Source organism: Streptomyces flavusporus (assembly GCF_046267975.1).
Classification (GTDB): domain Bacteria; phylum Actinomycetota; class Actinomycetes; order Streptomycetales; family Streptomycetaceae; genus Streptomyces; species Streptomyces flavusporus.
The window spans coordinates 6,471,714-6,497,409 of record NZ_CP176503.1 but is presented as its reverse complement, the minus strand read 5'-3'; the positions used below and the strand labels follow the sequence as shown (position 1 = coordinate 6,497,409).

General features: G+C 73.1%; 19 protein-coding genes. 14 read left to right on the top strand and 5 right to left on the bottom strand.

From position 1 onward, the window contains the following. Window positions 1–94 precede the first annotated feature (94 nt). The 5 genes from ACKTSN_RS30680 (at window position 95) to ACKTSN_RS30660 (ending at window position 6,443) form a co-directional block, all read left to right on the top strand. The gene (locus ACKTSN_RS30680; protein WP_409472076.1) at window positions 95–1,354 is read left to right on the top strand and encodes a 6-phospho-beta-glucosidase; all 1,260 of its coding nucleotides are present in this window, start codon (window positions 95–97) and stop codon (window positions 1,352–1,354) included. After that, a complete protein-coding gene (locus ACKTSN_RS30675) occupies window positions 1,345–2,316 on the top strand; it encodes an N-acetylglucosamine kinase (RefSeq protein WP_409472075.1) in 972 nt (323 codons plus the stop codon). The genes ACKTSN_RS30680 and ACKTSN_RS30675 overlap by 10 nt, the downstream gene beginning before the upstream one ends. Window positions 2,317–2,507: 191 nt before the next feature. Beyond that, window positions 2,508–3,974: a hypothetical protein gene (locus ACKTSN_RS30670; RefSeq protein ID WP_409472074.1), complete on the top strand. Its 1,467-nt coding sequence runs from the start codon at window positions 2,508–2,510 to the stop codon at window positions 3,972–3,974. A gap of 14 nt (window positions 3,975–3,988) precedes the next feature. Next, window positions 3,989–5,005 (top strand): glutamate ABC transporter substrate-binding protein, encoded by a 1,017-nt coding sequence (locus ACKTSN_RS30665; RefSeq protein WP_409472073.1) that lies wholly within the window; start codon window positions 3,989–3,991, stop codon window positions 5,003–5,005. Between the two features lie 79 nt (window positions 5,006–5,084). Continuing rightward, window positions 5,085–6,443, top strand: coding sequence for a hypothetical protein (locus ACKTSN_RS30660; protein WP_409472072.1), 1,359 nt, complete (start codon window positions 5,085–5,087; stop codon window positions 6,441–6,443). A gap of 70 nt (window positions 6,444–6,513) precedes the next feature. Here ACKTSN_RS30660 and ACKTSN_RS47565 read toward each other — a convergent pair whose 3' ends face one another. Then, on the bottom strand, window positions 6,514–6,771 hold the full coding sequence (locus ACKTSN_RS47565; RefSeq protein WP_431197153.1) for a hypothetical protein: 258 nt from the start codon (window positions 6,769–6,771) through the stop codon (window positions 6,514–6,516). Here ACKTSN_RS47565 and ACKTSN_RS30655 point away from each other — a divergent pair. The 4 genes from ACKTSN_RS30655 (at window position 6,743) to ACKTSN_RS30640 (ending at window position 13,109) form a co-directional block, all read left to right on the top strand. Next, a complete protein-coding gene (locus ACKTSN_RS30655) occupies window positions 6,743–8,983 on the top strand; it encodes a tetratricopeptide repeat protein (protein ID WP_431197152.1) in 2,241 nt (746 codons plus the stop codon). The two genes, ACKTSN_RS47565 and ACKTSN_RS30655, sit on opposite strands and share 29 nt — an antisense overlap. Next, window positions 8,984–10,315, top strand: a complete 1,332-nt coding sequence (locus tag ACKTSN_RS30650) for a PP2C family serine/threonine-protein phosphatase (RefSeq protein WP_409472070.1) — start codon at window positions 8,984–8,986, stop codon at window positions 10,313–10,315. Between the two features lie 98 nt (window positions 10,316–10,413). Beyond that, the gene (locus ACKTSN_RS30645) at window positions 10,414–11,796 is read left to right on the top strand and encodes a vWA domain-containing protein (protein ID WP_409472069.1); all 1,383 of its coding nucleotides are present in this window, start codon (window positions 10,414–10,416) and stop codon (window positions 11,794–11,796) included. A 92-nt stretch (window positions 11,797–11,888) separates the two neighbouring features. Continuing rightward, entirely contained in the window at window positions 11,889–13,109 is a 1,221-nt protein-coding gene (locus tag ACKTSN_RS30640; protein ID WP_409472068.1) for an FHA domain-containing protein, read from the top strand. Window positions 13,110–13,118: 9 nt separating this feature from the next. Here ACKTSN_RS30640 and ACKTSN_RS30635 read toward each other — a convergent pair whose 3' ends face one another. Further along, window positions 13,119–14,102 (bottom strand): methyltransferase domain-containing protein, encoded by a 984-nt coding sequence (locus ACKTSN_RS30635; protein ID WP_409472067.1) that lies wholly within the window; start codon window positions 14,100–14,102, stop codon window positions 13,119–13,121. A gap of 101 nt (window positions 14,103–14,203) precedes the next feature. On the opposite strand from ACKTSN_RS30635, the gene ACKTSN_RS30630 reads away from it, so the two are divergent. The 4 genes from ACKTSN_RS30630 to ACKTSN_RS30615 all read left to right on the top strand — a co-directional run bounded on the left by ACKTSN_RS30630 (window position 14,204) and on the right by ACKTSN_RS30615 (window position 22,124). Next, window positions 14,204–14,617, top strand: a complete 414-nt coding sequence (locus ACKTSN_RS30630) for a globin (protein ID WP_409472066.1) — start codon at window positions 14,204–14,206, stop codon at window positions 14,615–14,617. A 142-nt stretch (window positions 14,618–14,759) separates the two neighbouring features. Beyond that, a complete protein-coding gene (locus tag ACKTSN_RS30625; protein ID WP_409472065.1) occupies window positions 14,760–18,200 on the top strand; it encodes an ABC transporter permease in 3,441 nt (1,146 codons plus the stop codon). Between the two features lies 1 nt (window position 18,201). After that, on the top strand, window positions 18,202–20,928 hold the full coding sequence (locus ACKTSN_RS30620) for an FtsX-like permease family protein (protein WP_409472064.1): 2,727 nt from the start codon (window positions 18,202–18,204) through the stop codon (window positions 20,926–20,928). A 236-nt stretch (window positions 20,929–21,164) separates the two neighbouring features. Further along, a complete protein-coding gene (locus ACKTSN_RS30615; protein ID WP_409472063.1) occupies window positions 21,165–22,124 on the top strand; it encodes an ABC transporter ATP-binding protein in 960 nt (319 codons plus the stop codon). A gap of 304 nt (window positions 22,125–22,428) precedes the next feature. Here the strand turns inward: ACKTSN_RS30615 and ACKTSN_RS30610 are convergent, their stop codons facing one another. The 3 genes from ACKTSN_RS30610 to ettA are packed head-to-tail and all read right to left on the bottom strand — an operon-like array spanning window position 22,429 to window position 25,198. Further along, window positions 22,429–23,106 carry a hypothetical protein gene (locus tag ACKTSN_RS30610; protein ID WP_409472062.1) on the bottom strand — a complete coding sequence of 226 codons (678 nt, stop codon included), beginning with the start codon at window positions 23,104–23,106 and terminating at the stop codon, window positions 22,429–22,431. Then, window positions 23,103–23,531: an acyl-CoA thioesterase gene (locus ACKTSN_RS30605; protein ID WP_409472061.1), complete on the bottom strand. Its 429-nt coding sequence runs from the start codon at window positions 23,529–23,531 to the stop codon at window positions 23,103–23,105. Before ACKTSN_RS30605 ends, ACKTSN_RS30610 begins: the two co-directional genes overlap by 4 nt. Before the next feature lie 2 nt (window positions 23,532–23,533). Beyond that, window positions 23,534–25,198, bottom strand: a complete 1,665-nt coding sequence (gene ettA, locus ACKTSN_RS30600; RefSeq protein ID WP_409472060.1) for an energy-dependent translational throttle protein EttA — start codon at window positions 25,196–25,198, stop codon at window positions 23,534–23,536. Between the two features lie 227 nt (window positions 25,199–25,425). On the opposite strand from ettA, the gene ACKTSN_RS30595 reads away from it, so the two are divergent. Further along, complete coding sequence (locus tag ACKTSN_RS30595) at window positions 25,426–25,566, top strand: hypothetical protein (protein WP_409472059.1); 141 nt, start codon at window positions 25,426–25,428, stop codon at window positions 25,564–25,566. Window positions 25,567–25,696 lie beyond the last annotated feature (130 nt).

Here is a 25,696-nt window from a genome sequence, read left to right as displayed (position 1 = left end):
GTTCCCTCCCGCCCCTGGGTAACGACTACGTTGCCCGGGGGCGTTCGCTGTTGACGCTCCATCGGCGCCTCGCCCAAAGGGGTTGACAGACCGTATGAAACTCACCGTCGTAGGCGGCGGCTCGACCTACACACCCGAACTCGTCGACGGCTTCGCCCGCCTCAGGGACACCCTGCCCGTCGAGGAACTGGTCCTCGTCGACCCGGCGGCGGACCGCCTGGACCTGGTGGGCGGCCTGGCCCGCCGTATCTTCGCCCGCCAGGGGCACGAGGGGCGGGTCGTCACCACCTCCGACCTGGACGCGGGCGTCGAGGGCGCTGACGCGGTCCTGCTCCAGCTCCGCGTCGGCGGCCAGGCGGCCCGCGAGCAGGACGAGACCTGGCCCCTTCAGTGCGGCTGCGTCGGCCAGGAGACGACCGGCGCGGGCGGCCTGGCCAAGGCCCTGCGCACGGTTCCGGTCGTCCTCGACATCGCCGAACGGGTGCGTCGTACCAACCCCGACGCCTGGATCATCGACTTCACCAACCCCGTCGGCATTGTCACCCGTGCACTGCTCCAGGCCGGTCACAAGGCGGTGGGATTGTGCAATGTGGCGATCGGGCTCCAGCGGAAGTTCGCCGCACTGCTGGGCGTCGACCCGGCCGACGTCCACCTCGACCACGTGGGCCTCAACCACCTCACCTGGGAGACGGGCGTACGCGTGGACGGCGAGGACGTCCTGCCCGGGCTGCTCCGCGAGCACGGCGACGCGATCGCCGCGGACCTCCGGCTGCCGCGCGCCCTGCTGGACCGCCTGGGCGTGGTCCCCTCGTACTACCTGCGCTACTACTACGCACACGACGAGGTCGTACGGGAGCTGCGCACCAAGCCGTCGCGTGCCGCCGAAGTGGCCGCGATGGAACGGGAGTTGATGACGATGTACGGCGATCCCGCGCTCGACGAGAAGCCGGCGCTGCTGGCCAGGCGGGGCGGCGCCCACTACTCCGAGGCGGCGGTGGACCTGGCGGCGGCGCTGCTGAGCGGCGCGGGAAGCCCGTACCAGGTGGTGAACACCCTCAACCGGGGCACTCTGCCCTTCCTGCCGGACGACGCGGTGATCGAGGTGCAGGCGGCGGTGGGTGCCGAGGGCGGCCCGGCGCCGCTGCCCGTGGCCACCGTGGACCCCCTGTACGCGGGCCTGATGGCCAATGTGACGACGTACGAGGACCTGGCGCTGGAGGCAGCCCTGCGCGGCGGCCGCGACCGGGTCTTCCGAGCGCTGCTCGCCCATCCCCTCATCGGTCAGTACGAGTACGCCGACACCCTCACCGACCAGCTGATCGCACACAACCGGGAGCACCTCGCGTGGGCCTGACCGCAGCCGTCCTCGCCGTCGACGCGGGCAACAGCAAGACGGACGTCGCGGTCGTGGCGGCCGACGGAACCGTGCTCGCCGAGGCCCGCGGCGGCGGTTTCCGGCCGCCGGCCGTGGGCGTCGAGTCGGCGACGGACGTCCTCGCCGAGGCGGTGGAACGTGCCTGCGCCACGGCCGGAGTCACCTCCGTCACGCACGTCTCCGCCTGTCTCGCCAATGCCGACTTCCCCGTCGAGGAGGAGCGGTTGACGGCCGCGCTGCACGCGCGCGCGTGGGGCACGACCGTCGAGGTGCGCAACGACACGTTCGCGATCCTGCGGGCCGGTGTCACCGAGCCGCGCGGGGTGGCCGTCGTGTGCGGCGCCGGCATCAACTGCGTCGGTATGCGCCCCGACGGCCGCACCGCCCGATTCCCGGCCGTCGGGCGTATCTCCGGGGACTGGGGCGGAGGTTGGGGACTTGCCGAGGAGGCGCTCTTCCACGCGGCCCGCGCGGAGGACGGGCGCGGCGGCCCCACCGAGCTGGCCCGGACCCTGCCCGCGCACTTCGGGCTGGACTCCATGTACGCCCTGATCGAGGCACTGCACCTGGAGCGGCTGGAACCCGCGCGGCGCCACGAACTGACGCCGGTTCTGTTCGCCACGGCGGCCGACGGGGACCCGGTCGCCCGTGCCATCGTCGACCGGCTCGCCGACGAGGTCGTGACCATGGCAACGGTGGCGCTGACCCGGCTGAACCTGCTGGCCGAGGAAACCCCGGTGCTGCTCGGCGGCAGCGTCCTCGCCGCACGGCACGCCCGACTCGACGACCGCATCCGGGACTTGCTGGGTGCCCGGGCGCCGAAGGCCGTCCCCCGAGTGGTGACGGAGAGCCCGGTGCTGGGGGCGGCGCTGCTGGGGCTGGACCGGATCGGCGCGGGAGCGCGGGTGCAGGCGCGGCTACGGGCGCACTTCGAGGGCTGACCGCCGGATCAGTGGAACCGAACCGATTCCACCGGCGTATTCATGGGCAAGGGGTGGTGCGGGGTGCTCCGCGGTGCGCCGAAATGCGTTTCACCGCACTGCGATCCGATCAAGATCGGAGCAAGGCCGGTGCGGATGTCAGTCCCGGCAGCGATACTGGCGGCGACGGATGACCATGGGGGAGGTCAAGAGTGACACAACCGCCGAAAAGCAGCACGGCACCACCGGGCCCGGACCCGGCGTCGGGCTCCGGCCTGCCCACGATGCCGGGCATCCCGCCCCAGCCCACCTCCATGGGCTCCCCCGCGTCCCCGGCACCCGCCGGGGAGCCGCCCCGCCGTACCGCGTTCGCCGAGGGCGTGGACCGGGTGCGCGCCGCCGCGACCACCGAGCCGGGCCGGCTGCGCATCATCGGCGCCGTCCTCGCCCTGCTGGTCGTCTCCTTCGGCGCGGTGACGGCCTGGCAGGCCGCCGACCGGGCGTCCGCCGCCGACGACGTCCTGAACAAGAGCCAGCCCCTCAGCTCGGCCGCGGCCGACATCTACCGCTCCCTCGCCGACGCCAACACCGCCGCGTCCAGCGGCTTCCTGGCTGGCGGTCAGGAGACGAAGACCTCCCGCGACCGCTACGAGAGGGGCATCCGCACGGCGGCGGCCAAGCTCGTCACGGCCGCCAACAACTCCGACCCCGGCTCCCCGTCCGCCGCGACGATCGCCGAACTCAACCGGCTCCTGCCACAGTACAAGGGCCTCATCGAACGCGCCCGCGCCAACAACCGCCAGGGCTACCCGCTCGGCGGCGCCTACCTGCGCTACGCGAACGACACGATGCAGACCGAGATGCTCCCGGCGGCCGAGGACCTCTACAAGTCGGAGAACGAGCGGCTGCGCGGCGACTACGCGGACGCCACGCCCTACCCGTGGGCGGCCATCGCCCTCGGCATCGTCGCCCTGGCGGCTCTCGCCTGGGCGCAGCACCGCAACTACCGGCGCACGAACCGGGTCCTGAACCACGGCCTGGTCGCCGCCGGCGCCGCCACCACCGTGGTCCTGCTCTGGCTCGTCGTCGGCCACAGCGTCGCCCGCGCCGGCCTCAACGACTCCTACGACCACGGCGTCCGCTCGCTGAACGTCCTGCACGACGCCCGCATCGCCTCCCTCAAGGCGCGGGGCAACGAGAACCTCACCCTGGTCAGCCGGGGCGCGGAGACGGTCGAGGTCAAGCCGGGCGAGTTCCAGGACAAGTTCGACGTCGCCTACAAGGAGTCGATGCAGGACCTGGCCGACGGCCTCACCGCGGCGCAGTCCCTCGCCGACGACCGGGCCGGCGAACAGCCCGTGCGGTCCGCCGGGGGCAACATGGACGAATGGCAGGACCGCCACCAGCAGGCCCGTGCCGCCGACGACGCGGGCGACTACCAGGCGGCACTGAACAAGGTCATCGGCGCGAAGAGCGACAAACCCACGGGCGAGTGCTTCGACAACGTCGACAAGAACCTCGACACCGCCCTGAAGCACGAACAGCGCGAGTTCCAGCAGGCCGCGGGCGACGGCCTGGACGCGATGACCGGCCTGTCGGTCGGCGCGGCCGTCCTTGCGGTGCTGGGCGCGGCCGGCGCGGTGCTCGGTATCGGCCGCAGGCTTTCGGAGTACCGGTGAAAGGGGGCGTGACGATGCATGCACGACGTTTGCGGGCCAGCCTGAAGGGATGGGGCGGCGTGGGCGCGATGGCCGTCGTCTGTGCCCTCGCCGTGGCCTTCGCGCTGCTGCTGCCGCACACCCGGCCGGCCGGCGACGGCAGCACGGGCGTCGGTGGCCAGGGCGTGGCCGACGGGTCGCACGCGAAGGCCGAGGAGTGCGAGAACCCCGAGGACCAGAGCCTGTCCCCGTCGACGGCCGAGGGCGCGTCGATCGCGACGATCAAGAAGCGCGGCTATGTCTCGGTGGGCGTCGACCAGAACAGCTACCGCTGGGGCTACCGCAACCCGAACAGCACGGCGAAGGACGTCGAGCTGGAGGGCTTCGACATCGACCTCGCCCGCCGGATCGCCGAGGACCTGCTGGGTGATGCGGACAAGATCCGGTTCAAGGCCATCCCCACCAACCAGCGCATCCCCGCGATCCAGAGCGGGCAGGTCGACATGGTGGTGCGCACGATGACCATCAACTGCGACCGGCTGGAGCAAGTGGCCTTCTCCGCCCCGTACTTCCTGACCGGCCAGCAGGTCCTCGCGCCCACCTCCTCGACGATCGAGGGCTACGACGAGACCCTCGCCGACAAGAAGATCTGCTCGGCGGCCGGCTCCACGGCGTACGACAAACTGGACGCGGACAAGAAGGCCGGCCGGCTGCCCGCCTCCACCGACATCTCCACCACGGTTCCCAACCAGCTCGACTGCCTGGTCCGGCTCCAACTCGGCCAGGTCGACGCGGTGGTGACGGACGGCGCGCTCGCCGCGAGCCAGGCCGCGCAGGACCCCACGGTGGAACTGAAGGGCGACCGCTTCACCACGGAGTACTACGGCGTGGCGATGAAGAAGGACGCCGACGATCTGGTACGCCGGGTCAACCGAATACTGGAGGACTACCGCGAGGACGGCGGCTGGAAGGAGTCGTACGGCACATGGCTGTCGGCGGCGCTGGGCAGTGACTCGGAGTCGGCGACTCCGCCGCGGCCCACATACGCATGACCGGCCGTCGGCAGACGGACGGATGAAGGACGGCCGACGACACACCGGCACGGAACACACCAGCAACGAGAGGTGATCGATGGGCGTCGCGGGAGCCTCCGGTCCGGTAATGGACCGGGACGAGGTGGACCGTGCGCTGGCGCGGCTCGGCGCGGAACACGAGGCCATCGAGACCTCGCTCCTCGCCCTGCAGGACCACGCGGGCCGCCGACTCCTCGAGGGCGCCGAGCTCACCGGCACGACCAAGGAGCGCTGGTCGGCCGCGGAGGCGTCGATCACGCTGCTGTGGGCGTACTTCGACGCGTATACGAGCGCGTTGCGCTCCGCCCGCGAGATCCGCGCCCGCCGCCGCTGGTCCAGCCGCGAGGACCTGCTGGAGCTGACCGAGCTGCTGCGCGGCGAGTCCGTCACGGTCGCCGGCAGCGCCGCGGCGACGGCGAACGCGCCCACACTGCACGGCGCGGGCAAGCTCAGCCAGCAGTTCTCGCTGGCCGGGCTGGTGGACCGGATGAACGAGCTGTACGCGACGTCGCTGGACATGGTCGTCGCCGCCGACGCGGTGTGGTCCGCGCTGCCCGCGCGGATCGATTTACTGGCCGCCGAACTCCAGCGCACCCGCAGGCTCGCGCACTCCGTCGGCGTACGCCCCGGCGAGCACCCGGCGGGCGACGACCTGGAGCGCATCACGCGCACGCTGACGAAGCTGCGCGAAGAGGTGGTCTCCGACCCGCTGGCGTTCTGGCTGCCCGCCGAGGGCAGTTCGGCACCGGGCGGCGGCAGACCGGACACCACGGTGTACGACCGTGAGGCGCGCGCCCTGGAGGAGGTTCGCCGGGAGATCGACGCCGTACTGACGGTCCGTCAGGATGCCGAGCAGCGGCTGATCAGGCTGCGGGACGTGCTGTCCCGGGCCGACCGCACGCTCGCCGAGGCCCGCACCGCGCGCGGCGAGGTCCTCGCGAAGATCGCCGCCACGGAGGTGCCGGTCGTCAGCGGACCGCCGACCGCACTCCAGGAGCAGCTGGCGGCGGCCGCCGAGTACCGCAGACAGGCCCAGTGGCACCGGCTGTCCCCGCTCCTGGAGTCCCTGGAGCAGAAGGCCGAGGACGAACTGCTGCGCGCCCGCGAGTCGTTGACCGCCGTCACCGCACCTCTGGCGGTCCGTGCGGAGCTGCGCGGCCGTCTGGACGCGTACAAGGCGAAGGTCGCCCGGCACGGACTGGCCGAGGACCCGCTGCTGATCGAGCGGTACGACGCGGCGCGCCGCATGCTGTGGAGCGCACCCTGCGACCTGCGGGTCGCCGAACAGGCCGTGCAGCGCTACCAGCAGACGGCGGCCGATCTGCTCGGCACCGCCCCGCGGGTGCCGGGGCAGGCGGGGCCGCAGGACCGGAGGGGGCCGGGCGCGGTGAGCGACAAGGGGGATGCAGCGAGATGAGTCAGGCACAGCAGTCCTGCCAGCGCCCCGGCTGCGAGGGGTCGTACGAGGACGTCGGCGGCGGCGAGCTCTACTGCGACACCTGCGGCCTGGCGCCGGTGGTGTCCGCCAGCGGCATGGTCGCATCGCCGCCCACCGGGATCACGGGCGGCGGCCGGGGCTCGCGCGGTTCGGCGGGCAGCGGCAGCTCACGCTCCAGTGCGCGCAGTTCGCGTACGTCGTCGCAGTCGTCGAAGTCCCGCCGCTCGGTGTCGGGGCGGTTGTCGCGCTCGCTGTCGGGCCGTTCGACGGGCCGCTCGGTGTCGGTGCGCAGCTCCGGCTCCACCACCGGTTCGACGGGCCGTGGCCGGCTGGGCGCCGGGCTGGTGCAGGTGCCGCAGGTCCCGCGCCCCGACCCGCACTCGATGGTGCTGGAGAACCCCGAGGTTCCGGAGCGCAAGCGGTTCTGCTCGCGCTCCGACTGCGGGGCGCCGGTGGGGCGCGCCCGCGGGGACCGTCCCGGGCGCACCGAGGGCTTCTGCACCAAGTGCGGCCACCCGTACTCGTTCGTCCCGAAGCTGAAGGCCGGCGACGTCGTGCACGGCCAGTACCAGGTCATGGGATGCCTCGCGCACGGCGGCCTGGGCTGGATCTACCTCGCCGTCGACCGGGCGGTGTCGGACCGCTGGGTCGTGCTGAAGGGCCTGCTCGACACCGGCGACCAGGACGCGATGGCCGCCGCGATCTCCGAGCGGCGCTTCCTCGCCGAGATCGAGCACGCCAACATCGTGCGGATCTACAACTTCGTCGAGCACCTCGACCAGCGCACCGGCTCCCTCGACGGCTACATCGTCATGGAGTACGTCGGCGGCAAGTCCCTCAAGGAGATCGCGAACGCCCGCCGCACCCCGGAGGGCCGACGCGACCCGCTGCCGGTGGAGCAGGCCTGCGCGTACGGCATCGAGGCGCTGGAGGCCCTCGACCACCTGCACAGCCGCAACCTCCTGTACTGCGACTTCAAGGTCGACAACGCCATCCAGACCGAGGACCAGCTCAAGCTGATCGACATGGGCGCGGTGCGCCGTATGGACGACGACGAGTCGGCGATCTACGGCACGGTCGGCTACCAGGCGCCGGAGGTCGCGGAGACCGGCCCGTCGGTGGCGTCCGACCTGTACACGGTGGCCCGCACCCTGGCCGTCCTCACCTTCGACTTCCAGGGCTACACCAACGTCTACGTCGACTCCCTGCCCGACCCCGACAACATCGAGGTCTTCCGCCGGTACGAGTCCTTCTACCGGCTCCTGGTCCGCGCCACCGACCCCGACCCGGCCCGCCGGTTCGCCTCCGCGCAGGAGATGTCGGAGCAGCTGACGGGGGTACTGCGCGAGGTGATCTCGCTGCAGACGGGTCGGGCACGGCCGTCGCTGTCGACGCTGTTCGGGCCGGAACTGCGGGTGACGGACACGGAGTTGTTCCCGCCGCTGGAGGGTGAGGTGTCGCGGCTCGGGGCGCGGGTCGTACGGGCGCGGAAGCAGCAGCCTCAGCTCACCGGCGCCGCCCCGAGCACCACGGCCGGCCTCGTCAAACCCGTCGGTACCGCTGCTGCCGCCCTCGCGCTGCCCGTCCCCCGCGTCGACCCGAGCGACCCCAACGCCGGTTTCCTCGCGGGCCTGATGGCGACCGCCCCGGCCGAGCTGCTCAGTGCGCTGGCCGCGGCGCCGGCCCCGTCGGTCGAGACGCGGCTGCGGCAGATCCGGGCGTGGCTGGAGAACGACGACTCCGCCGCCGCGCCGGCCGCCCTGCGCACGCTGGAGGAGGAGCGGCCCGACGACTGGCGGGTGGTCTGGTACCGGGGCGTGACCGCACTGGTCACCGGCGACCACGAGGGCGCCGCCCTCGCCTTCGACGCGGTCTACGACGCCTTCCCCGGCGAGACGGCACCCAAGCTCGCGCTCGGCCTGTGCGCGGAGGTGCTCGGTCAGCTCGACAACGCCGCCGAGTACTACCGCCTGGTGTGGTCGACCGACCCGAGCTATGTCAGTGCCGCCTTCGGCCTGGCCCGCGTCCAGCTCGCGACCGGCGACCGGCGCAGCGCCGTGACGACGCTGGAGTCGGTACCGGAGTCCTCCATCCACTACACGGCGGCCCGTGTGGCGGCCGTCCGCGCCCGGCTCCGGCAACGCACGGCGGTCGGCTCCGACGTACCCTTCCTGGAGGATCTGAGCGCCGCCGCCGGGCAGGTGGAGGCGCTGGATGAGTACCGCCTGGATCCGACGCGCCGCGAGCAGTTGGTCACGGAGGTGCTCGGCTGTGCCCTGGACTGGATACTCTCCGGTGGCCAGGGATCCGTCCCTCCCCCGCACCCGGCTCCGGCCGGACGGGGGGACCCCCATGCCGCCGGGGGACGGACGCTGCTCGGCAGCGGCCTGGACGAACGAGGCCTGCGCTTCGGCCTGGAGCGTTCGTACCGCACGCTGGCCCGGCTGGCGCGGGGCGGCGAGGAGAGGATCGACCTGGTGGAACGTGCCAACCGTTACCGCCCCCGGACATGGGTGTAGTTGATGTCGCAGATGCCCCAGCAGGCCGCCTTGTCGAGGTGTCCGAGCTGCGAGGAGCCGCTCGAGTCGGGTGACCGTTTCTGCGGTGCGTGCGGATACGACCTGTCCGCCGTACCGCCGCGGCCGGACGACGGCCCGACGCTCACCCTGAACGGCTCGGGAAGCCCGGGTGCCGCGCCGCCGGCCGGCTGGCCCGTCGCCGCCGTTCCGGGCAGCTCCGACACGCCCCCCGCGGTGCATCTGCCGGCGGACGTGCCGGGCACGGACTCGGGCGGTTCGCCCCTGCCCACCGCACCGCAGTCGCCGCCCCAGGTCGCCGCCGGTGTGCGGTTCGACCGGCCCAGGGAACCCGAGGAGTACCCCCTCCAGGCCCCGGACCCGCGCGTCGCCGCCGATGTCGCGGCGCCCGCCGACCCGGCCAAGCTGTGCGTGGCGTGCCGAGCGGGCCGCGTCGACGACGACGGCTACTGCGAGAACTGCGGACACGCCCAGCCGCGCGAACGCGACCACATGGAGCAGGAGTACGGCCCGATCGCGGCCGTCAGCGACCGCGGTCTGCGCCACCACCGCAACGAGGACGCGTTCGGCATCGGCCGCACCGCGCTGCCCGACGGCTCGGGCGCCCTGGTGGCGATCGTCTGCGACGGCGTGTCCTCGGCGACCCGCCCCGACGACGCCTCGCTCGCCGCATCCCGCGCCGCGAGCGAGTCGCTGCTGGCCGCCCTGCCGCTCGGCACGCACCCGCAGCAGGCCATGCATGACGCGATCGTCGCCGCCGCCCACGCGGTCAACGCGCTCGCGCAGGAACCCGCCACGGCCCGCGAGCACGCCCCGCACCAGAACGCCCCGGCCTGCACGCTGGTCGGCGCGGTGGTCACCGCGGGCCTGCTGGTGGTCGGCTGGGTCGGTGACAGCCGCGCCTACTGGGTGCCGGTGGACCGCACCTCACCGCCGGCCCGGCTCACCGAGGACGACTCCTGGGCCGCGCAGATGGTAGCCGCCGGCCTGATGAACGAGGCGGAGGCGTACGCCGACGAGCGCGCCCACGCGATCACGGGCTGGCTGGGTGCGGACGCGTACGAACTGGAGCCGCACACCGCTTCCTTCAAGCCGGACCGGCCGGGTGTAGTGGTGGTGTGCACGGACGGCCTGTGGAACTACGCGGAAGCGGCCGAGGAGATGGCCGACGTCCTCCCGGCCGACGCCGCCGTCCGTCCGCTGCACGGCGCCCGGGTTCTGGTCGGTCACGCGCTGGACGGTGGGGGCCACGACAACGTAACAGTGGCCCTCGTGCCGTTCCCGGCCCCGCCGCAGGGGGCAGGATCGGCCTGAGGCTGCGTACGGGGACGCCTCGACGGACCGGAGGGGACCGGTCCGTATTCCGTCATCGCCCCGCATCCTGCGGGGCGTTCAAGGGGGAGCCGATAGGCATGGCCAATTTCTCGAAGTCGAACGTGCCGCAGTTCTCGATGGACGTGTACCAGAACGAGTACCTGCCGGAGGGCGGCCGGGAGGTCAACGCGATCGTGACGGTGACCGCGACCGGCGGCGGCACGATCGGAAGCGCGGTGGCGGCACCCCACCTCTACGCGCCGGGCGAGGGCCCGTCCGCGGCCGTGGCGATCATGGTCGACTGCTCGGGGTCGATGGACTACCCGCCGACCAAGATGCGCAACGCCCGGGACGCGACGTCCGCCGCCATCGACACCCTGCGCGACGGCGTGCACTTCGCGGTGATCGGCGGTACGCACGTCGCCAAGGAGGTCTACCCGGGCGGCGGCCGTCTCGCCGTCGCCGACGCCACCACCCGCGAGCAGGCCAAGCAGGCCCTGCGCAAGCTCAGCGCCGGCGGCGGTACGGCCATCGGGACCTGGCTGCGTCTCGCCGACCGACTGCTGTCCTCGGCCGACGTCGCCATCCGGCACGGCATCCTGCTCACCGACGGCCGCAACGAGCACGAGTCCGCGGAGGACCTCAAGGCTTCGCTGGACGCCTGCGCCGGACGGTTCACCTGTGACGCCCGCGGCGTGGGCACCGACTGGGAAGTGAAAGAAGTCACAGGGATCGCCTCCGCCCTGCTCGGCACGGCCGACATCGTCGCCGACCCGGCCGGACTCGCCGCCGACTTCACGCAGATGATGGAGACGGCCATGGGCAAGGAGGTCGCGGACGTCGCCCTCCGGCTGTGGACGCCGGTCGGCACCACCATCAAGTTCGTCAAGCAAGTCGCGCCCACCGTGGAGGAGTTGACCGACCGGCGCACCGAGGCGGGCCCGCGCGCCGGGGACTACCCCACCGGTTCCTGGGGAGACGAGTCCCGTGACTACCACGTGTGCGTCGAGGTCCCGCCCGCCAACATCGGCCAGGAGATGCTGGCCGCCCGCGTCTCACTGGTGATCCCGCAACCTGGGGGCACCTCCCGCTCGAGCGGAGCCGAGAGTGGGGGAGGCACGGCGCAGAACTTGGGCGCGCAGGGCCTGGTCCGGGCCGTGTGGACCGACGACATGGTCGCCTCGACGTCGATCAACCCGCAGGTGGCCCACTACACCGGCCAGGCCGAACTGGCACAAGTCATCCAACAGGGGCTCGATCTGCGCAAATCGGGAGATATCGATGGAGCAACGGCCAAACTGGGCCGGGCCGTTCAGCTCGCCAGCGCCTCCGGGAATGCGGATACTGCGAAACTCCTTGCAAAGGTGGTGGACGTGGTCGATGCCGCGACAGGTACTGTGCGACTGAAGGCGAAGGTCGAGGAGGCCGACGAGATGACTCTCGAGACCCGGTCGACAAAGACTGTTCGTGTAAAGAAGTGACGTAGCAGGACCCTGACAAACAGCGAGCCTGACCCCTTGGGGTTGGAGAAAATCCGGCCGGACGGCCGGAAAGGAGAGGGGGAAGCGCCGACATGCCGACCTGCCCGAACGGACACCAGTCGGGTTCCGACGACTGGTGCGAGGTCTGCGGTCACCGCATGGCCGGTGCCGTACCACCACCCCCTCCGCCACCGCCCCCCGCAGGCGGCGGCTACGGCTTCCCGCCGCCGCCCGGCCCGAACGGCCAGCCCGGCGGACGCCCGCACCCGTCCGCCGTACCGGACGCCGCTCCGGAGCTCTGCCCGCAGTGCCGTACGCCCCGTGAGGGCGGCGCGCCGTTCTGCGAGGAGTGCCGGTGGAACTTCCTGACGAACACCGCGACCTCGTACACCCCGGCCGCCCCGCGCCCGTCGGCGTCCGGCCCGGGTGACCCGCGCTTCCAACGGCCGCCCGCCCCGCCGTCCTTCGGGGGCGGTGAGTCGTACGAGTACCAGGGCTCGCGGCCCTCGCAGATGAACCGGCCCGCCGAGCCGATCCCGCCGGGCCCGCCCTTCGGCGGCGACCCGAGCGGTCACCCCGGCCGGCCCGGTCCCGGCGGTCAGCCCGGCTTCGGCGCGGACCCGTCGCGGCCGGTTCCGCCGCCGCCCGGTCCCGGTCCCGCGGGAGGCCCCGGTACGCGCCCGGGTGCTCCGCAGGCGTTCCAGCAGCCCGGCCCGCCCGCCCCGCCCGCGTTCCCGCAGGAGGGGAACCGTCCGCAGCCGGGCGGCCCGTCCTTCGGCGGTGACGACGACTGGGTGATCTCCCCGCCGTCCTCCGCGGGCCCCGGTCAGCCCGGCGGCTACGGCTATCCCCAGCCCGGCTCGCAGACCGCGCCCCCGCCGCCCGGCCCCGGCGCCCCGCAGCGGCCGGCGACCTGGACGGCGACCATCGGCCCGGACCGCGAGTACTTCATGGCGATGATGCAGCGCTCCGGCCCCGAGGCCGCGGGCCTGAACCTGCCCGCGTACTCCCCGGAGCAGCAGCGCACGCTCTCCGGCAACCAGGTCACGATCGGCCGCCGCCGGCACTCCACCGGTGACACCCCCGACATCGACCTGTCGGTGCCGCCGGAGGACCCGGGCGTCTCGCACCAGCACGCGGTGCTGGTGCAGCAGCCGGACGGCACCTGGGCGGTCGTCGACCAGAACTCGACGAACGGCACCACGGTCAACGGCTCGGAGGACCCGATCCAGCCCTTCGTGCCGGTACCACTCCAGGACGGCGACCGGGTGCACGTGGGCGCCTGGACGACGATCACCATCCGCCGGGGCTGACACGCCGGTTCAGCGGAGGGACCAGGTGTACGGTCCCTCCGGCTCGTCCAGCCACGCCCACTGGTGTTCGCCTGCGACGGTGACGCCGTACCGCTCGCGACGGGGGTGCCCCTCGCCCTCCCACAGCGCGTACGCCTCCAGCGGGTCCAGGCTGCCCCGGGTCAGGGCGAGCAGGAACCGGAACAGCTCGTGTTGCCGGCCCCGGAGCGGCACCGCGCCCAGGGACGCCCGCTCCGGCTCGGGCCGGACGCCGCCGCGCAGCGGCACGAAATAGGCGGGCGTGTGCAGGAAGCGCCCCTCGGCATGCGCGGCGTCCTGCACCGTCAGCGCGACCAGACCGGTCGCCAGCGGGGTCAGGATCCGGCCGCCGGGGCGGCACTGGGCGAGCCAGGCGTGCGGGACGGACGACATGGTGCAGGTCGCAATGATCCGGTCGAAGGGGGCGCGTTCGGGCACCCCGCGCGCCCCGTCCCTGGTGACGACGACCGGGTGGTACCCGGCGGCGGCCAGGTGCCGGCGGGCCGACTCCGTGATCTCCGGCTCCAGGTCGACGGTGGTGACGAGGTCGTCGTCGCCGAGGCGGTGCGCGAGCAGCGCCGCGTTGTAACCGCTGCCCGCGCCGATCTCCAGGACCCGGTTGCCGTCCGCCACCTGCAGCTCGGCCAGCATCAGCGCCATGAGGGACGGCTGACTGCTGGAGGAGACCAGCTCACCGTCGCGCAGTCGGGTGGCGAGCGGGGTGTCGGCGTAGGCGCCGCGCACCCAGCGCTCGCGGGCGCGCGGGTCGGGATCCTCGCCCCAGAGCCGTTCGTAGCCGTCCACGGTCCCGATGTAGTAGTAGGGCACGAAGACATGGCGCGGGACCGCCGCGAACACCTCCCGCCACACCGGGTCCGCGGCCCAGGCCCCGCTCGCGTCGATCTCCTGCACCAGCGCCGCCCGCGCCGAGGCGGCGACGGCCTCCAGGTCCTTGTCGAGTGCATGCGCGCCCATATGTCCACTGTGCTGCGGTTCACGACGCCAGGCGAGTACCTCGGGGCGTGGTGGCGGAGGTGGTCCTAAGTCTCGAGTCCTCGGTCACCCGGTCTGAGAGCATGGACAGCGTGAAAGAGATTCGGCGCGGCACGCTTCAGGAGCAGACCTTCTACGAGCAGGTCGGCGGGGAGGAGACCTTCCGCCGCCTGGTCCACCGTTTCTACGAGGGAGTCGCCGAGGACCCGGTCCTGCGACCGATGTACCCCGAGGAGGACCTGGGCCCCGCAGAAGAGCGCCTCACCCTCTTCCTGGTCCAGTACTGGGGCGGCCCGACGACGTACAGCGAGAACCGTGGCCACCCCCGCCTGCGGATGCGCCACGCCCCCTTCACCGTCGACCGGGCCGCGCACGACGCCTGGCTGAAGCACATGCGGGTGGCCGTCGACGAGCTGGGCCTGTCCGAGGAGCACGAGCGCACGCTGTGGAACTACCTGACCTACGCGGCGGCCTCGATGGTGAACACCCCGGGCTGACGCCCGGACGATGAGTCCCGGATTCCGGTCGTACGACGTCGGATTCCGGTCACAATCCGGTCAAGCCCGATCCACAAGCGCCTACCCGAGGCCGGCCCCTCTGCCAACATCGCCCGGAGGTCTGGACAACAGCGGGGGTCATGTGACGGGGTTCGCGGCATTCGTGGTGTTACGGGCGCGGGCGCACCGCCTGCTCCTGACCGCGGCCCTGCTCACCGTCCTGCTCACCACGGCCGTCCTGGCCACGCTCACCGCCTACTCGGGTGCGATCGGCGATGCGGCGCTGCGCCACTCTCTGCACGACCCCCGCAACGCCGCCGACACCGCGCTGATCGTCAAGGCCGACGTCCCGGCCGATGGTCGCGCGGACGCCGACGAGGCCGTACGGGAAGGGGCGCGGCGGACCTTCGACGGGTCGCCGGTGACGGTGCGGAGCTACCTGCGGTCGGGGCCGTACGCCCTGCCCCGCGCCCTGCGCCCCAGCGACGAGCGGTCGGCGCAGGACTCGGACCCGGACCTGACGTACTTCGCCGCCCTGGACAGCACCCAGGTGCGGATCACCGACGGCCGCCTCCCCCGCGCGTCCGCCGACGCCGTCGAGGCGGCCGTACCCAGCACCGTCGCCCGGCGCCTCGGCCTGGAGCCCGGCGCCCGCCTCACCGTCGTCGACCGCCTCGGCGGCCCGGACGCCCGCGCCCTGATCACCGGCGTCTACCGTCCCGCCGAGCCGACCGCGCCGTACTGGCAGCTGGACGACCTCCACGGCCGCGGCATCACCAAGGGCGGCTTCACCACCTACGGCCCGCTGCTCGCCGCCCCCGAGACCCTGACCGGCAAGGCGGTGAGCACCGGGCAGTCCGGCTGGCTGGCGTCGGCGGACTTCTCCACGCTGTCCACCGGCCGGGTCGACGCATTGCGCGAGGCGGCCCGCGCCGGGAGCGCGGCACTGCGCGAGCAGCCGGTGCTCAGCGGCACGACCGCCGCGTCCACCCAGCTGCCCGCCGTCCTCGACCGGCTCGACCGTTCCCTGCTCGTCTCCCGCTCCACCCTGCTGATCGTCGCCCTGCAGCTGGTGCTGCTCGCGGGCTGTGCGCTGCTGCTGGTGGCCCGGCTGCTGAGCGCCGAACGCGCGGGTGAGACCCGGCTGCTGCGGGCGCGGGGCGCCTCGGGCACGCGGATCGCGGGCCATGCCGCGCTGGAGGCGCTGCTGCTCGCCGCGCCCGCGGTGATCTGCGCGCCGCTGCTGTCCGGTCCGCTGACCCGGCTCCTGGCCGGGCAGGGGCCGCTGGACCGGATCGGCCTGCACCTGGACGTGCCGGCCGGGGGCCGCGGTGGGGTGTGGCTGGTGGCGGTGGGCGTGGCCCTGGGGTGCGCGCTGGCGGTGACGGGGCCGGCGCTTTGGGCGGCGGGGGTTGGGGGCGGGGGCGGAATGCGCGTAGCTGCGGGCAGTCGTGCCGCTGGGGCGAGGGGGGTCCCCCCGCTCGAGCGAAGCCGAGAGTGGGGGAGGGTGGGCGGTGGGGGTCCCCCCGCTCGAGCGAAGTCGAGAGTGGGGGAGGCACCCCGCCGGCGCGGGCAAGCGCAACGCGGGCGCACCGTCGCCGGGTCCGGGACACGCGCCCTCCTCCCCACCCCCGTCCGCGCCGGCGCCGACATCGGCCTCCTGGCCGTGGCCGGCGTCGCGTACTGGCAGCTCGACCGACACACCTCCGGCGCCGTCAGCGGCACCAGCGCCGGCACCCTCGGCATCGACCCCCTGCTGGTGTCGGCGCCCGCGCTCGCGCTGCTCGCCGGGACGGTGCTGACGCTGCGGCTGCTGCCGCCGGTGGCGCGGCTCGCCGAACGCCGGGCGGCCGGCGGGCGCGGGCTGACCGCCGCGCTCGCGGGCTGGCAGCTCAGCCGCCGCCCGATGCGCGGGGCCGGACCGGTGCTGCTGCTGGTGCTCGCGGTCGCGCTGGGCATGCTGGCGATCGGTCAGGGCGCCTCCTGGAACCGCTCGCAGGACGACCAGGCGGACTTCCGCGCCGGTGCGCCCGTGCGCGTACTCGCCGCCGGGGAGGCCGGCCCCGGCCGCACCGAGGAGTACGCGTCCGTCCCGCACGTCGCCGAGGCAGCCCCCGCCGTCCGTACGGAACTGCCGCTGTCCGGCAACCGGACGGCGACCGTGCTCGCGCTGGACACCGCCCACGCGGCGGACGCCGTGCTGATGCGTCCGGACCTGACGGCCCAGCCGGTGCGGCCGCTGCTGACCGGCCTGGGCCCCGAGGGATCGGCGGCCGGCGCCCGCATACCCGCGCACACCGCCCGGCTCCAGCTGACGGCAGGCCTGCGCGCCTCCGCCCCCGGCATGACGGCGGACGTGACCCTCGTCCTGGAGGACCGCTACGGCACGCCGTACCGCATCCCGGCCGGCGAACTCCCCGCCGACGGCCGCCGCCACACCCTCACCCCCGACCTCGGCGGCACGCTCGGCCCGGCCACCCTGACCGGCCTGCACCTGACCATGGGCCAGCCGTCCGGCCGCGCCCAGCAACACCGGTTAAGCGTCGACGCGTTGACAGCCACCGCCACCGACGGGACGGTTCGGCGGCTGCCGCTGCCCACCGGCTGGAAGGCCGTCTCCGAGAGCGACGGCACGGCCGCGTCTCCCGACGCCGACACCAGGCCTACCCGCCCCCGCGTCAGCTCCTCCGAGCCGCTCACGGTCACCTACGGCACCGGCTACGTCCCCCGCGAATACACCTGGATCATCTCGTCGTTGACCATCCGACTGCAGGCCGGCCGGCCCGCGCCGCCGCAGATCACGGCCGTCGCGACCGACCGCTTCCTCGAGTCGGCGGGCGCTCACCCCGGGGAGCGCGTGGACGTCGCGTTCGGCGGCCACACCCTGCCGGTGCGGATCGTCCGGGCTGTACGGGCGCTGCCGACCACTCCCGACGACCACGACGGAGGGGCTCTGCTCGTCGATCTGCGGTCCGTGAACCGGGTGTTGCAGGCCCGGTACGGCACCGGCGTCACGCCCACCGAGTGGTGGCTGGGGACCACGCCGGGCGAGGCCGGCGAGGTGGCCGCCGTACTGCGGGCCCGGCCCGATCTGGAACCCGAGCAGGTGATCGTCCGGGACGAGATCGCCGAGGAGCTGCGCGACGATCCGTTCGGCGCCGGCCCCGAGGCCGCGTTCGCCGCCGCGGCCGGGGTGGCGGCGGCGCTGGCCGCGGTCGGTTTCGCGGTGAGCGCGGCGGGGTCGCTGCGGGAGCGGGACGCCGAGTTCGCCGTGCTGCGCGCCCTGGGCACCCCGCGTCGCCGGCTGGCCCGGATGGTCGCCGTCGAGCAGGGCGTCCTGGTGGGGCTGGCGCTGCTGGTGGGCGCCGCGCTGGGGACCGTACTGACCCGGGCGGTGATCCCGTTGATCGTCCTGACCGCGCAGGCCACCCGGCCGGTGCCTCAGGTGCTGGTGGAGCTTCCGGTTCCCCGCGTGGCCGCCCTGCTGACGGCCGTTGCGCTCGTCCCGCTGCTCGTCACCGCGGCACTCGCGCTGCGCCGCACGGACCCGGCGCGGGCGCTCAGGGAAACAGGAGGTGAATGAGATGCCGAAGCCGGCCCGCCCTGCCGCGCCCTGGATCCGCACCCGGCTGCGCGCCGCCCCGGGCGCCGCCTGGGCGCTGGCGCTGCTGGTGGCGGTGACCGCCTGCCTGGCCGCCGCGTTCCCGCGCACGGTCGACCGGTACGCGGACGCCGGACTGCGCCGGGCCGTCGAGCAGGCCCTCCCCGACCGCACCACCGTCCAGCTGTACGCCCCACAGCCCGACTTGGGCCTGGAGCAGGGCCAACGGGAGCGGGCGCTGCGCCCGGGCCCTCTGGCCGAGCAGTACACGCACGTGCTGCGAGCCGCCCGTCCACCGCTGGTCGCCGACCCCAACCAGTCGACGTACGGCGTGCGCACCACCGTCAACCAGGAGGTCCCCGAACGCTGGCTGGCCCGGCCCAGCGGACTGCCCGCGCAGGTGTCGCTCGCCGCCCAGCACGGACTCGCCGGCCACTCCCGGCTGACCGAGGGCCGGCTGCCGCGCGTGTCCTCCCCGCCGGTGACCGCCGCGACCGCCGAGGTGGAGGCCGCGGTCACCGCCGAGACCGCCAGGAGCCTGCACATCAGGGTCGGTTCGGTCATCCACGTACCGGGCGTGGAACGCGCCCCGCTCGCCGTGCGCGTCACCGGCATCGTCACCCCCCGCGACCCGGCCGGCGCGTACTGGTCGGCCCAGCCGCTGCTGCGCACCCCCGCCCTGGTCCGCGTACCGAACGACCCGAGCGGCAGCCGGTACTGGCTCGGCGCCCTGCTGCTCGCCCCCGAAGCGGCCCCCGCCCTGCTCGGCACCGCCGGAGCCCCCGGGCGCTACTGGCAGGTGGCCCCCGACGTCGACGCCCTGCACGGCCACGACCTGGGGGCCCTGAAGTCCGCGGTCGCCGCACTCGAATCGGGGCCGGGACTGCGCGAGGTCCGCACGGCCACCGACCCGCGCACGGAGGCGGCGACCGACCTCGACGACGTGCTCACCTCCTACGACGAGCAGCGCGCCGGCATCGGCCCGCTCGTCGCCGTGGCCGCGTTCGGTACCGGAACGGTGGCCGTCGTCGTCCTTGTGATGGCGGGCGGTCTGGCCGCCGACCGCCGCCGCAGCGAACTCGCCCTGCTGCGCGCCCGCGGCGCCTGGCTGCCCGGCCTTGCGGCCCGCCTGCTCGGCGAGACCGCGGTCGTGGCCGTGCCCGCGGCTGCCCTCGGCCTCGTCGCCGCGCTGCTCGCGGTCCCTGAGGGCCGCCGCACACCCGCGCTCGTCGCCGCCCTCGCGGTCACGGCGGTGGCCTGCCTGGCGCTCCCCCTGCGTGCCGCGGTCACGCACCGGGTCGTGCGCGTCCACGGCGACCGCGAGGACGTGGCGTCCGTACGTCCTTCCCGGCGCCGTACGGTCGCGGAACTCACGCTGGTCGTACTGGCGGCCGGCGCGGTCGAGACGCTGCGCAGACGGGGCACGACGGGCGATCAACTGGCGTCGTCGGCACCGGTGTTGGTGGCGGTGATCGCGGCCCTGGTCCTGATCCGGCTCTACCCGCTCCCGCTGCGCGGCCTCGCCCGCCCGGCCGCCCGGCTGCGCGGCGCGGTGGGCCCGCTGTCGCTGGCCCGCGCGGCCCGTACGTCCGTCTCCGCGGTGCTCCCGCTGCTGGCCCTGTCCACCGCCCTCACCACGGCCGCCTTCGGCGGCTCGGTGCTTGCGGGTGTCCAGGAGACCCGCGACCGCGCGGCGGTCCTCGCCATCGGCGCCGACGCCCGCGTCGAGGCGACCGCCCCACTGCCGTCCGCCCTGCCCGACCGGATCCGCCAGGCGCCCGGCGTGCGTGGACTGGCCGAGACGAGCATCGCGTACCAGGCGAAACCGCACGGCGGCCCGCAGTCGGTACCGCTGGCGGGCGTCGACCCCGACGACTACGCGGCGCTGGCCCGGCGGACGTCCCTCGGGGCCTTCGACGAGGGCGAGTTGAAGCGCTCGGGTCACGCGCGGACGCCCCTGCCCGCCCTTGCCTCCCCCGCCGTCGCCGAGACCTACGGCACCCGGCCCTTCCCGGTTCGCCTGGAGGACGGCAGCACGGTCACCGTCCGGATCGCCCTCGTCCGGGACCGCACCCCGGCCATGACCGGCACCGAGTTCCTGGTCGTGGACCGCGCCGGGCTGGGCGCGGAGGCCGCCCGGCCGACCGCGCTGCTGGTGACCGGCGAGCACCTGGACGGGGGCGCGCTGCGTCGGGCGGCGGGCGACTCGGCGCACGTACAGCTGCGGGCCGAGAAGCGAGGACGGTTCGTCGACTCGCCGCTGCAGTCCGGCGCCGAACGCCTCTACACGACGGCGGTGGCGGCCGGTGCCGGGTACGCCGTCCTGGCCCTGCTCCTGTCCCTCCTGCGCGCAGCCCCCGAACGCACCGCCCTCCTCGCCCGTCTGCGCACCATGGGCCTCACCCGCGCCCAGGGCCGCCGCCTCCTCGTCCTGGAGTCGCTCCCCCACTCCGCCCTGGCCGCCCTCGGCGGCACCCTCGCCGCCTGGGCCACCATCCGCCTCCTCTCCCCCGGCATCGACCTCATGACCATCGCCCTGCCCTCGTCCCAGCCCCAGGCGGGCCCGGCGCAGCTGAGCACGGACCCGCTGTCGCTGGCCGTACCGGCGGCGGCGGTCCTGCTGCTGACCATGGGCGTGGCGGTGGGGCAGGCGTGGTGGTCGGGACGGCGGGGGTCGGTGAGAGAACTGAGGGCGGGCGACACCCGATGAGCCATGAGCAGCCACTCGACTCCGCGAACTCGAATCCGGCGAACTTGAATCCGGCGAACTCGAATCCGGCGAACTCGAATCCGGCGAACTCGAATCCGGCGAACTCGAATCCGGCGAACTTGAATCCGGCGAACTCGAATCCGGCGAACTCGAATCCGGCGAACTTGAATCCGGCCAACTCGAATCCGGCGAACTCGACCTCCGGCGAACTCGACCTCCGGCGAAGGAGCCCTGCGATGACGACGAACCCCACCCTCGCCGACCTGGCCCACCGTGCGAACGCCCACCGCGAGCGCCCCGCCTACGGCCACGACGCCCTGATCACCTGCGACCGTCTGGTCCGCATCTTCAGCACGGACGGCGTGGAGGTCCAGGCGCTTCAGGGCCTCGATCTCCTCGTCCGCGAGGGCGAACTCATGGCCCTGGTGGGCGCCTCCGGCAGCGGCAAGTCGACGCTGATGAACATCCTCGCCGGTCTGGACACCCCCACCGCCGGCGCCGCCCGGGTCGCCGGCCGCGACCTGCTGTCGATGACTGCCGGGGACCGCCTCGCCTATCGTCGCGAGGTCGTCGGCTTCGTCTGGCAGCAGACCTCCCGCAATCTCCTCCCCTACCTCACCGCCGCCCAGAACGTCGCCCTGCCCATGCAGCTCGCGGGCTCCCGCCGGGCCCGCCGCCGCGCTCAGTCCGAACGCCCTCTGGAACTCCTGGAGTTGCTGGAGGTCGCCGACTGCCGCGACCGCCGCCCGCACCAGATGTCCGGCGGCCAGCAGCAACGCGTGGCCATCGCGGTGGCCCTCGCCAACAACCCCGCGGTCCTGCTCGCCGACGAACCCACCGGCGAACTCGACTCCCACACCGCGGAACAGGTCTTCGCCGCCTTCCGCACGGCGAACGAACACCTGGGCACCACCATCGTCATCGTCACCCACGACCAGGCGGTCGCCGGCGAGGTCCGCCGCACGGTCGCCATCCGCGACGGCCGCACCTCCACCGAGGTCCTGCGCCGCAGCGAACGGGACGCGACGACCGGTCACGAGACGGTGGTGGCCCGCGAGTACGCCATGCTCGACCGCGCGGGCCGTCTGCAACTCCCCGCCGAGTACACCCGCACCCTGGGCATGCGCGACCGCGTCGCCCTGGAACTGGAACCGGACCACATCGGTGTCTGGCCGGACGACAGCGAGCGGGACTGACCGGAAAGGGTCCCGCGACGGCATGACCGGACGGGACGGACGACGAGACCGGCCGGAAGAGGCCGGACGACGAGACCGGCCGGAAGAGGCCGGACGACGAGACCGGCCGGAAGGGGCCGGGCGCCGGGACCGACAGGACGGGCGGGCGCCGAGCTGCCCGGAACGGCTCCCGCGACGAGCTGCCCGAAAAGGGCCAGGCACCGGGAATGACAGGACAGGCCGCGCAGCGAGCCGACCTGATACGGACCTGGCGACTGACTGCCCGGACCCACTCACCCGGCCCGCCCGACCGCCCGTGAGTGAGTCAGCGGACGCTGACGTCCAGCGGTCCGAGTCCTGCCCGTCGGACGGCGATCGAGCCGTACGGGGTCCGCAGCCGCAGCCAGGCGCCCGACGCGAAGAAGCCCAGGCCCTCCGCACTCGTGACCGGCCGAAGGAACCCCAGGGACTGCGCCGCGTGCACGGCCCGTACCGGAAGCGCCGTCTCCCCGACCGTCCGGGACCAGATCTCCCGCCCGATCCGGTCGAGTTCGGCCCGCGTACGCCCCTCGGGTGCCAACTCCTGCGTACGGGAGCGGAATTCGGCCACCGCGGCGGCGACCATCGCCCGTAGCGCATCCGCGTCCGGCAGCCCCGGCTCCGGCCGCCAGCCACCGCGCGGCGGCATGACGCCGGCCCACGGCGGTCCGGTCACCGCGGCCGGGACGGCAGCCGTGGCCGCCGCCTCGTCCACGGACTCCAGCAGTTCACCGGCGGACACGGTCACGTCCAGCGTGACGTCCAGCCCGTTCTCGTACGGCTTGGCCAGCCGCACCGCCCGGATCGCCAGCACCTCGAAGGACGGCGGCCGCCCGAAGACGGCGAGTGCGGTGCCCGCCGCCTGCAGACGCACCGCTGCTCCACGGTCGTAGTGGAGCAGCCGGGAGAGGAAGGCCGCGAGGTCCGCCGCCTCCCCCTCGTCGGCGAGGTGGAGCACCGTCATGCGGCGACGGCCTCCCCCTCGTTCTCATCCGCGTCCACGTCGTCCATGTACTCCTGGAGGAACTCCCGCTCCTCCGCGGCGATCCGGCGCGGCCGCTGCGCCTCGAAGTCGAACGGCACTATCACCGTCGAGGCCCGGACGTAGACCTCGTCGCCGTCCTTGACCTCGTAGGAGAGGGTGAAGGACGCCGCCCTGATCTCCGTGACCCACAGCTCGATGTCCACGGGCGCGTGCCGGTGGACGAGCTGCCGCTTGTAGTCGATCTCATGGCGCGCCACCACGGACCCCTGCTTGAACTCCTTGTCCGGGCGGAACAGGAAGTCGATACGGGCTTCCTCCAGGTAGCGCAGGAAGACCACGTTGTTGACATGGCCGTACGCGTCCATGTCCGCCCAGCGCAGCGGGCAGCGGTAGATATGCCGCAAGATCAGCCCCGGGTCAGCTTCTTGTAGGTGGCGCGGTGCGGACGCGCGGCGTCCGCACCGAGGCGCTCGATCTTGTTCTTCTCGTACGACTCGAAGTTGCCCTCGAACCAGAACCACTTGGAGTCACCCTCGTAGGCGAGGATGTGCGTGGCCACGCGGTCGAGGAACCACCGGTCGTGGGAGACGACCACGGCGCAGCCCGGGAACTCCAGCAGCGCGTTCTCCAGCGACGACAGCGTCTCGACGTCGAGGTCGTTGGTCGGCTCGTCGAGGAGCAGCAGGTTGCCGCCCTGCTTGAGGGTGAGCGCGAGGTTCAGCCGGTTGCGCTCACCGCCGGACAGGACGCCGGCCGGCTTCTGCTGGTCCGGCCCCTTGAAGCCGAAGGCGGAGACGTACGCCCGCGAGGGCATCTCCACCTGCCCGACGTTGATGTAGTCCAGCTCGTCCGAGACGACGGCCCACAGCGTCTTCTTCGGGTCGATGTGCTCGCGGCTCTGGTCGACGTAGGAGATCTTGACGGTGTCGCCGACCTTGATCGAACCGGCGTCGGGCTCCTCCAGACCCTGGATCATCTTGAACAGGGTCGTCTTGCCGGCACCGTTCGGACCGATGACACCCACGATCCCGTTACGCGGCAGCGTGAACGAGAGGTCGTCGATCAGGACCTTCTCGCCGAAAGCCTTGCTGAGGTTGTTGATCTCGACGACCACGCTGCCGAGCCGCGGCCCCGGCGGGATCTGGATCTCCTCGAAGTCCAGCTTCCGCATCTTGTCGGCCTCGGCGGCCATCTCCTCGTAGCGGGCCAGACGCGCCTTGGACTTGGCCTGCCGCCCCTTGGCGTTGGACCGCACCCACTCGAGCTCTTCCTTCAGACGCTTCTGCCGCTTGGCGTCCTTCTGGCCCTCGACCTTGAGGCGGGCGGCCTTGGTCTCCAGGTACTTGGAGTAGTTGCCCTCGTAGCCGTGCAGACGGCCACGGTCGACCTCGCAGATCCACCCGGCGACATTGTCGAGGAAGTACCGGTCGTGGGTGACGGCCACGACGGTGCCCGGGTACTTGGCGAGGTGCTGCTCCAGCCAGTTCACGGACTCGGCGTCGAGGTGGTTGGTGGGCTCGTCGAGGAGCAGCAGGTCGGGCTGCTCCAGCAGCAGCTTGCACAGCGCGACGCGGCGCTTCTCACCACCGGAGAGGTTGGTGACGGGCCAGTCGCTGGGCGGGCAGCCCAGGGCGTCCATCGCCTGCTCGAGCTGGGCGTCGAGGTCCCAGGCCTCCGCGTGGTCGAGCTCCTCCTGGAGCTTGCCCATCTCCTCGAGGAGCGCGTCCGAGTAGTCGGTCGCCATCAGCTCGGCGATCTCGTTGAACCGGTCGAGCTTGCCCTTGATCTCGGCGACACCCTCCTGGACGTTCTCCAGGACGGTCTTCTCCTCGTTCAGCGGGGGCTCCTGGAGCAGGATGCCGACGCTGTAGCCGGGCGTCAGGAACGCGTCACCGTTGGAGGGCTGCTCCAGCCCCGCCATGATCTTCAGCACGGTCGACTTACCGGCACCGTTCGGGCCGACGACGCCGATCTTGGCACCCGGAAGGAAGTTCAGGGTGACGTCGTCGAGGATCACCTTGTCGCCGTGCGCCTTGCGCGCCTTGCGCATGGTGTAAATGAACTCAGCCAAGAGAAACCGTCCGGCAGCTTGAAACTGGCAGTGGGCAGATACACCCCATCTTGCCTGACGGCCAGGCCCGGGGGGAAACGCGTATGGTCAAGGGGACCTGACCTGGGGTTTCGTTCCGAGGACCCCAGGCTCATCTGTCACTGCCGGTCGTCATCGATCGGCCTCGGGCGCCCTCGCACGGCCAGAGACGGCCCAGCGCGGCCTGTGGGCTGACGATCGCCATGGCGATGGAGGTCTACACCGAGGCGAGTGACTACGAGGTGCGCACGGCGCTCGGCAAGCTGTCCGCAGGGCATGACCCGGCCGTATCGCTCGGCGCGGTTCACGCATTCGGCCTACTCGGACCGCCCCGCGAACACAGCGCGTGATGGACTGATGACACAGCGGAGCGCAAGGTGTGGAGCCGCTCCGGGACAGGACCCGGACCACGGCTCGGCAGACGGGAGGCGCCGGGGGACCGATCCGGGCGCCGGGTGTCCCGGGCCCGTTGTGAGGCCG